The 936-nt window shown below is 53.5% G+C and carries 1 rRNA gene; it reads left to right on the forward strand.

Annotated elements, in window-relative coordinates:
• Positions 1-936 (forward strand): 23S ribosomal RNA (locus A3714_RS09830); the annotation flags it as partial.

The raw sequence follows: 936 nt of genomic DNA on the forward strand, positions 1-936 counted from the left end.
GAAGATGCGGTAACACGCATTGGAGGACCGAACCGACTACCGTTGAAAAGTTAGCGGATGACCTGTGGATCGGAGTGAAAGGCTAATCAAGCTCGGAGATAGCTGGTTCTCCCCGAAAGCTATTTAGGTAGCGCCTCGGACGAATACCACTGGGGGTAGAGCACTGTTTCGGCTAGGGGGTCATCCCGACTTACCAAACCGATGCAAACTCCGAATACCAGTGAGTACTATCCGGGAGACACACGGCGGGTGCTAACGTCCGTCGTGAAGAGGGAAACAACCCAGACCGCCAGCTAAGGTCCCCAAATTCCAGTTAAGTGGGAAACGATGTGGGAAGGCTCAGACAGCTAGGAGGTTGGCTTAGAAGCAGCCACCCTTTAAAGAAAGCGTAATAGCTCACTAGTCGAGTCGGCCTGCGCGGAAGATGTAACGGGGCTCAAACTGGATACCGAAGCTGCGGCAGCAGACTTGTTCTGCTGGGTAGGGGAGCGTTGTGTAAGCCTGTGAAGGTGTGTTGAGAAGCATGCTGGAGGTATCACAAGTGCGAATGCTGACGTGAGTAACGATAATGGGGGTGAAAAACCCCCACGCCGAAAGACCAAGGTTTCCTGCGCAACGCTAATCGGCGCAGGGTGAGTCGGCCCCTAAGGCGAGGCAGAAATGCGTAGCTGATGGGAAACGGGTTAATATTCCCGTACTTCTTATAACTGCGATGGAGAGACGGAGAAGGCTATGCCTACCGGGCGTTGGTTGTCCCGGGGAAAGGCTGTAGGCTGAGGTGTTAGGCAAATCCGGCACCTTAAGGCTGAGAGTCGAGACCACTGGTCCTTTGTGACCGGGAAGTGGTTGATGCCATGCTTCCAGGAAAATCTTCTAAGCTTCAGGTTATAAGGAACCGTACCCCAAACCGACACAGGTGGTTGGGATGAGTATTCT

It is taken from the genome of Alcanivorax sp. HI0007 (genome assembly GCF_001635525.1).
In the GTDB taxonomy this organism is placed as follows: Bacteria; Pseudomonadota; Gammaproteobacteria; order Pseudomonadales; family Alcanivoracaceae; genus Alcanivorax.